Origin of the sequence: Nostoc sp. (assembly GCF_036917515.1) — a bacterium.
Taxonomy (GTDB): domain Bacteria; phylum Cyanobacteriota; class Cyanobacteriia; order Cyanobacteriales; family Nostocaceae; genus Nostoc.
The window spans coordinates 1-7822 of record NZ_JBALDE010000088.1 but is presented as its reverse complement, the minus strand read 5'-3'; the positions used below and the strand labels follow the sequence as shown (position 1 = coordinate 7822).

Annotated in this window: 5 protein-coding genes and 3 pseudogenes; 7 read left to right on the top strand and 1 reads right to left on the bottom strand. The window is 43.0% G+C overall.

Features of this window, described 5'->3' with window-relative positions:
* Positions 1–197: 197 nt before the first annotated feature.
* Positions 198–707 (top strand): annotated as a pseudogene (locus V7K89_RS10650) (IS630 family transposase); the annotation flags it as partial.
* Here the strand turns inward: V7K89_RS10650 and V7K89_RS10645 are convergent.
* Positions 597–1001 carry a transposase gene (locus tag V7K89_RS10645; protein WP_335186908.1) on the bottom strand — a complete coding sequence of 135 codons (405 nt, stop codon included), beginning with the start codon at positions 999–1001 and terminating at the stop codon, positions 597–599. The pseudogene V7K89_RS10650 and the gene V7K89_RS10645 sit on opposite strands and share 111 nt — an antisense overlap.
* A gap of 449 nt (positions 1002–1450) precedes the next feature.
* Here V7K89_RS10645 and V7K89_RS10640 point away from each other — a divergent pair.
* The 6 genes and pseudogenes from V7K89_RS10640 to V7K89_RS10615 all read left to right on the top strand — a co-directional run.
* A pseudogene (locus V7K89_RS10640) lies at positions 1451–2076 on the top strand (IS630 family transposase); the annotation flags it as partial.
* Positions 2077–2361: 285 nt separating this feature from the next.
* A pseudogene (locus tag V7K89_RS10635) lies at positions 2362–4092 on the top strand (fatty acyl-AMP ligase); the annotation flags it as partial.
* Between the two features lie 156 nt (positions 4093–4248).
* The gene (locus tag V7K89_RS10630; protein WP_335186906.1) at positions 4249–5232 is read left to right on the top strand and encodes an acyl-CoA desaturase; all 984 of its coding nucleotides are present in this window, start codon (positions 4249–4251) and stop codon (positions 5230–5232) included.
* A gap of 54 nt (positions 5233–5286) precedes the next feature.
* Complete coding sequence (locus V7K89_RS10625) at positions 5287–5625, top strand: acyl carrier protein (RefSeq protein WP_335186904.1); 339 nt, start codon at positions 5287–5289, stop codon at positions 5623–5625.
* Between the two features lie 166 nt (positions 5626–5791).
* Positions 5792–6664, top strand: coding sequence for a cyclopropane-fatty-acyl-phospholipid synthase family protein (locus V7K89_RS10620; protein ID WP_335186902.1), 873 nt, complete (start codon positions 5792–5794; stop codon positions 6662–6664).
* Between the two features lie 34 nt (positions 6665–6698).
* On the top strand, positions 6699–7822 hold a 1124-nt coding region (locus V7K89_RS10615), incomplete at its 3' end, for a type I polyketide synthase (RefSeq protein WP_335186901.1).

Sequence of the window (7822 nt, the reverse complement as noted above, 5' to 3'; positions counted from 1 at the left end):
TCGCCTGTCCCATACCAAGACCTTCACTGTTCAATAGCTTTAAAATCTGTACCACTTATCCTGCATGGCTTAGAGCTTTTCTTAGTGCCATTCGGAGTTGAGAGAACAACTACATGAACAGACCCAGGTTCAGGTGAGTAACTCCACTATTAGTCGTGTATTGACTCGTTTGGGGTTGACTCGCAAAAAAAACATTTCATGCCAGTGAAAGGCAAACAGAGCGGGTTCAAAATTTACGGAGAGAGTACCGACAACAAATGACCATGTTACCTGTGGAGGATTTGGTCTTCGTGGATGAAGCAGGAGTGAATTTAGGAATGACTCGCCAATTCGGACGGGCGCTATCAGGACAAAGAGCTTATGGGACTCGTCCTCAACAACGAGGTCGGAATGTCACCCTTATCGGTGCAATCGCATTGCGGGGTGTTGTCGCTTCAATTGCACTTGTCGGAGCAACAGATGGCTTAACTTTTGAAGCATTTATTTCCCAGCGACTAGTACCCAACCTCTGGACTGGAGCCTGTGTGGTCATGGACAATGCTTCCATCCATCAAGAAGCTTTTTTGCGTCCTATTTTAGAACAGGCAGGAGCTACTTTACACTTTCTTTCTTCTTATTCCCCTGACTTCTCGCCTATAGAAAATTGTTGGTCGAAGGTAAAAGAGTTTATTCGTTCTATCGCTCCTCGTGGTTTCGTCAATACATAAAATTATTTCTCTTTCACCAATAAACATTTTGATCAACCACAGCCTAATTTCTCTTATTTTTTTGACATTCCACAGCGCATCTCTCAAAAAGTGATGTAGTGTTTGGCTATCTTTTAGCCCTACTGTTTTAGCTATTTCTGGTAGAGTTTTTCTCTTAATTTCTGAAAGTATACCCAAATGTAAGAATTTGAATGCTTCAAAATGTCTTACATCCTCAAATACTGAACAATAGTGCTGGCAGTAGTTATCTATGAATGCTACTGTGCTTACTGCTTGTCTACGCGGCGTAACCATCAGAGTTCTTACTGTTTTCAGTTCTTTTTCTGATTATACCTTCCCCGTAGTAACAAAAGAGGGATTAGCTCTTCCCCTAATCCTCCAAATCCTTATGGATTTTAGTTTTTAGCCAACGCGATTCGCACTCTTTCCCTACACCCTACACCCTACACCCAAAAGCCAGTAATATCACGGGTTTACGCTTATCTTAGTGCCATTCCGTTCAGTTGCCATAATTCCGAACCTATACCGATTTACTCATTTTTGGAAATATGTCTTTCGGTATACTTATTTTCCTAACTCCTAAAAAAAGAGCGAACCGGGAGGACTAACTGATTCACCCCGCATTTATGCAACGCCCTAAAACGTTGCCTAAGCCCTAAGTGGGATATTTTATAGCAACAGTTGATTATAATGCTGACAAGCTGTAAAATAACATTTTAGTACACTCTAACTATTAAGCTAGATTATTCGTTTGCCTTAAAAAAGAACCACGCACATACAATAGTCTTCAATTAGCTCAAAAACTTCTTAGCGATCGCCAAATTCAACTGAGTCCTGACAGATTAAGACGGGTACTCAAAAAAAGGGGGTGATTTGGAAACGAACCAGAAAAAGTCATAAACGAAAACAAAATCCTGTAATACGGGAAAAAAAGCAAGCAGACTTAGATATGTTGCAATTAGCTGCTGCTACCGGAGAAATAGACCTAAAGTATCTAGATGAATCAGGGTTTTGTCTGTGGAGTGAATCAGGCTACACCTATTACTTTAGAGGTGAGCAAAAACGTTTGGAACAAACAAAATGCCGTGGTCGCAGACTAAACATTATCGGTTTTCTTCAACCTTTGATCAGTTTTGTTTATGGCTTGGTGATCGGAGGCGTTAACTGCAAGTCTTATATCCAAATAATGGAGCAAGAAGCGGCTGATGCCCAAAGAACGGGACGTACTAAGGTAATTGTGCAGGATAACGGGCCTATACACCGATGTAAACAAGTACAAAAGCTATGGTCAAAATGGGAACAGATGGGTTTGTACATCTTCTTTTTACCCGAATATTGCTCCGAAATGAACCCTATTGAATTGGAGTAGCAACACCTGAAGAAAAATGAACTATGTGGGCAAATATTTGATGATGAGTTAGACCTCGCTTACGCCGTGATTGATGGCGTTAAAGCTAGGGGCGAAAAAGGTAACTACAGTACACGACGTGTAAAATTTGAATCTAATCATTCTGGTTAAACTTTCGTTACATAGTTATAAATTTTCCCGCCCACCTACTTACACGAAACTCAAGGTGTTGATAAAAACTCACTCAAGCTTCTACAAAGATTTTAAATTTTACTAATGCTTGCTTATAACAAGGTAGGAGCATTGATGGACAAAAATTTATTTTCAGTACCAACTCGTGGTGAAGCAACTTTAGTTGACCTGTTACGCAAAAGAGCACTACAGCAACAAAGCCAGGTAGGATATACTTTTTTAATTGATGGAGAAGCACAAGAAGTTAACTTAACTTATCAAGCATTAGATCAAAAAGCCAGATCGCTTGCTGCTTTCTTACAGAGCATGAAAGCTACTGGAGAAAGAGCGTTGCTTTTATATCCGCCTGGACTGGAATTCATTGAAGCTTTTTTCGGATGTCTGTACGCAGGTGTTACTGCTGTTCCCGTATATCCACCACGCCGTAATCAGCGCATGGCAAGACTGCAAGCGATTGTCAAAGATGCCCAAGCTAGTTTTGCCCTGACAACAACATCTGTTCTTACCAATATTGAACACAGTTTTAAACAAGAACCAGAACTAGCAACTTTGTATTATGTAACTACCGAAAATCTTACTGACAACTTTGCACTTTCTTGGCAGCCTTTAAAAATAAGTAGCGACGCTTTGGCATTTCTCCAGTACACCTCTGGTTCTACAGGGACACCGAAAGGAGTCATGGTAAGTCATGCTAATTTGCTGCACAACCAGGAAATGATTAAGACAGCATTCCAGCATACACAAGAAAGTATAGTTGTAGGCTGGTTGCCCTTATTCCATGACATGGGATTGATTGGGAATGTGCTACAGCCCCTTTATGGTGGATTTCCAGTCATACTTATGTCACCGGAAAAATTCTTAAAAAAACCTTTGCGCTGGCTATCGGCAATTTCACTCTATAAAGGCACTACCAGCGGCGGACCTAACTTTGCTTACGAGTTATGCGTAAACAAAATTACGGACGAACAGCGAGCGACTCTCGACCTCAGTCGCTGGCAAGTGGCTTTTAACGGAGCCGAACCGATCAGTGCCGAAACTATAGAGCGTTTTGTTGCAGCTTTTGCACCTTGTGGCTTCCGCTGCGAGGCATTCTACCCGTGTTACGGCATGGCAGAAACGACCCTTATTGTTTCTGGTGGTTATGCAAGCGCCCGGCCAATCCTACAAACCGTTCAAAAAGAAGCACTAGAGCAAAATCGCATAGTTACAGTTAGCAAGGAGGATTCCGCTAGCCAAACAGTGGTTGGTTGCGGTCAAGCCTTGCAAGACATGAAAGTTGTCATTGCTAATCCCGAAACAATGACTCGCTGTAAATCCAATGAGATAGGTGAAATTTGGGTATCAGGTGCGAGTGTAACACAAGGCTATTGGAATCGACCAGAGCAAACAAAGCAAACCTTTCAAGCGCAACTGCTAGACACAGAGTCCGAACCGTTCCTGCGGACGGGAGACTTGGGATTTTTGCTCAATGGCGAGTTATTCATCACAGGGCGACTCAAAGATTTGATTATCATCCGAGGGCAAAACCATTATCCCCAAGACATTGAACTGACGGTAGAAAGGAGTCATCTAGCACTGCGGGCTGGTTGCGGGGCAGTCTTTACGGTAGAGGTAAAGGGCGAAGAGCGACTGGTAGTTGTTCAAGAAGTGGAGCACTCTTACCTGCGAAAACTGGATGTGAATGAGGTAGTTGGAAATATCCGTCACTGCGTAGCGACGCATCATGGTCTACAGGTTTATGCTGCGGTATTGATTCGGACTGGCACTATTTGTAAAACTTCCAGTAATAAAATTCAGCGTCATGCTTGTCGATCTGCTTTTATAAGTGGAAGTTTAGATGTAGTATAAGATTGGAGTGAGAATCCTGAGAGCAAAAAGAAATTCTTGCAATTGGATAGTCAAGTTGATTCTTTCTTGCAACAACTGCAAGAAACGCAAGCAATAAAAACTATGCCAGAAAATTAAAGGTTGTTCATACTCAAAAGCCATAAGAATAAATTAATGAAGATGTATTTAGATAGCATAAAAACAGATGAAGCTCTTGTGAGTTCACCTCATAAGCAGAAAATAACAATCAAAAGCGATCGCCTGAAAACTGCACAACTGGTTCATGCCTTTGCTAGTGTATTAATTCCTTTAATTGGAATGGTAATAGCAATTGCCATAGCTTCGCGTTCAGGAATTAGTCGAATAGAAGTAGGCCTGCTGATTTGTATGTACGTCTTGACCATGATAGGTATTACTGTGGGTTTTCATCGGCATTTTTCGCACTGTACCTTCAAGACACATACTTGGGTTAGAGTTACACTTGCCATTTTGGGGTCTATGGCTTGCCAAGGTCCTATCATTTTTTGGGTGAGTACTCATCGGCGTCATCACCAGTTTAGCGATCAATCTGGGGATAGCCATTCTCCATATGTCAAGGATGATGAACAGCTAGGTTTTCTCCAGGGTTTATGGCATTCTCACGTTGGCTGGACGTTAACCCAAGAAATCACTAATACTTTTCTATTTGCCAAAGACTTGCTTCGAGATCCTGTCATCTCCAAAGTCAACCAGCTTTACTACGTTTCGGTACTTCTGGGTCTTGTCATACCTGCTCTGTTAGGCGGAGTTTTGACCAAAACTTGGATGGGTGTTCTATCAGGATTCGTGTGGGGTGGTCTTGTTCGCTTGTTCTTCACATACACGGCTACGAACAGCATTAACTCAATCACCCATATTTTTGGTACCCGCCCCTTTGATACAGGCGATTGGAGTACAAATAATATCTGGCTAGCCATTCCCACTGGTGGCGAAGCGTGGCACAACAACCATCATGCTTTTCCAAACTCAGCAAAGTTCGGACTCGAATGGTGGCAATTTGACCTCGGTTACTGGGTAATTCGAGTTCTTGAAAAGATTGGTTTAGCCTCAGATGTTAAGTCTCCCACCCTAGGCATGATAGAAGCGAAAAAAGAAGCCAAAAAAAATCGTCTAGCTTAACTGGAAGCCGCTGTATTAAAAAACGTCTTACTTAAACCTCTAGAGGCACGATCAATGGAAATACAAAATATTGATGTCAACCAAATGCCTACGATTTCTGAGAATAACAACGCCGATGCTAGAAAGGAAGCACAAGAGCAGCCGCCGACTGCAACAAAAATTCAAGTTTGGCTTGTCTCCTATCTGGCAGAACAACTGGAAATTAACTCAAATGAGATTGATGTGACGATTCCCTTCGAGCGCTACGGTCTAGATTCCTCAGCAGCAGTAAGTCTGAGTGGTGACCTAGAGGAGTGGCTTGGATGTGAAATTGATCCTACTTTACTCTATGATTACCCCACTATTAAGGCTCTGGCGCGGCATTTAGCTGAGGAATTGAAAGTAAACGTGTAAGCCTTGGGAAAAACTCTCCAAAATTGGTGAGGCATATACCTCCTCAGCATTTTTTGACAATAAGCGTGCGGTTAACGGGTGAGCGTGAGGCGGTTTGCACCTAATGCTGGGTTTTGAAAATGAGCAACAATCAGGTTAATCAGTTTGTCAAAGTAAGGATATCAGTATGAATTCTGTGAAAACTCAAAATCCTGGTGCATCGGCAGAGGCGATTCAGCATCATTATGATGTGAGTAACGATTTTTATCGAATTTGGCTTGATAGCACAAACACTTATTCGTCTGCACTTTGGCAAGAAAACGATGACCTCGAATTAGCGCAGTTAAGAAAAATTGACTTTCATATTGAGCGGGCTAGAGCAAAGGGTGCCAAACGAGTTTTAGATGTGGGTTGCGGTTGGGGTTCCACATTAAAGCGCCTAGTGGAAATGCATGGTGTTGAGTATGCTGTTGGTCTGACCTTGAGCCTAGCACAAGCAGAGTGGATTGCATCGTTCAACCATCCACAAATTGAAGTTAAATTAGAGAGCTGGTTAGAGCATTCTCCAAAAGAACTTTACGATGCAATTATTTCCATTGGTGCCTTCGAGCACTTTGCTAAACCGGAGTCTTCCCAATCTCAGAAACTAGAGGGCTATCGTACATTTTTCCAGCGCTGTCACGAGTGGCTGAAACCAGGAAGCTGGATATCGCTTCAAACAATTGTCTATGGTAATTGTCGCAGAGAAGACATGAGCAAGTTCATAGGCGATGAAATTTTCCCTGAAACAGATTTACCTACTATTGCAGACATCGCCAAAGCGAGCGAACGGATTTTCGAGATTGTGGCACTTAAAAACAATCGCGAAGATTACGAACGCACGCTCAAGGTTTGGCTCAAAAGGCTAAAAGCGAACCGGAAAGAAGCAGTTAAACTGGTTGGGGAGGACACGGTTGCCAAATATGAAAAATATCTTAGCTTTAGTATGATTGGTTTCCATACTGGAACTATTAACCTATTGCGAATATCCATGCGCCGCATTGATAACCCTCGTAATTGATTGCCTGGCACATTAGTAATCATACGTGAAGTAAATGGAACCCATAGCAATTATTGGTATTGGCTGTCGTTTTCCGGGTGCTAACAATCCAGAATCATTCTGGCAGCTCTTGCGTAACGGGGTGGATGCCATTACCGAAGTACCAAAAGAGCGCTGGGATATTGACGCCTTGTATGACCCAAAGCCAGCTACTCCAGAAAAAATGAACACCCGTTGGGGTGGTTTCTTGGAGCTGGTAGATCAATTTGAACCAAGCTTCTTCGGCATTTCCCCTCGTGAGGCAGAACCGATGGATCCCCAGCAAAGACTGTTGTTGGAGGTGACTTGGGAAGCTCTAGAAAACGCCGCTATCGTACCGCCAAAGCTAGCAGGTAGCAGGACTGGAGTTTTTATCGGCATATGTAATGCTGACTATCACAGGTTGCTCTATCAGAATATACTTCGCATTAATGGGCACAGCGGCACAGGTACTGCTTTCTCTATTGCGGCTAATCGCCTATCTTATGTGCTGGATTTACGAGGGCCAAGCGTTGCAATAGATACTGCTTGTTCTTCCTCCTTGGTTGCAGTCCACTTCGCGTGCCAAAGTTTGCAGAGCGGTGAGTCCAATCTGTGCTTAGTTGGAGGAGTAAACTTGATTCTATCTCCTGAACCGAGCATAACTTTCTCTCAAGCACACATGATGTCAGCTGATGGTCGGTGTAAAACCTTTGACGCAAGTGCTGACGGTTATGTAAGAGGGGAGGGCTGTGGCATGGTGGTTCTTAAGCGCCTAAAGGATGCACTTCAGGATAAAGACAATATTCAAGCAATTATCAAAGGTTCAGCAGTTAACCAAGATGGTCTGAGCAATGGACTGACAGCACCCAATGGACTTTCCCAACAGGCGGTTATCCGTGAAGCCTTGGAAAATGCTGGCGTAGCACCAGTGCAGATTAGCTATGTTGAAGCTCACGGCACTGCCACTTCTTTGGGAGACCCAATTGAAGTTAAATCTCTAAAAGCCGTGCTAATGCAAAATCGTCAGCCAGACCAACTCTGTTGGATTGGCTCGGTTAAAACTAATATTGGTCATTTAGAAGCTGCTGCAGGAATTGCTGGATTGATCAAGACGGTACTTTCACTACAACATAAACAGATTGCACCGCACTTGCACTT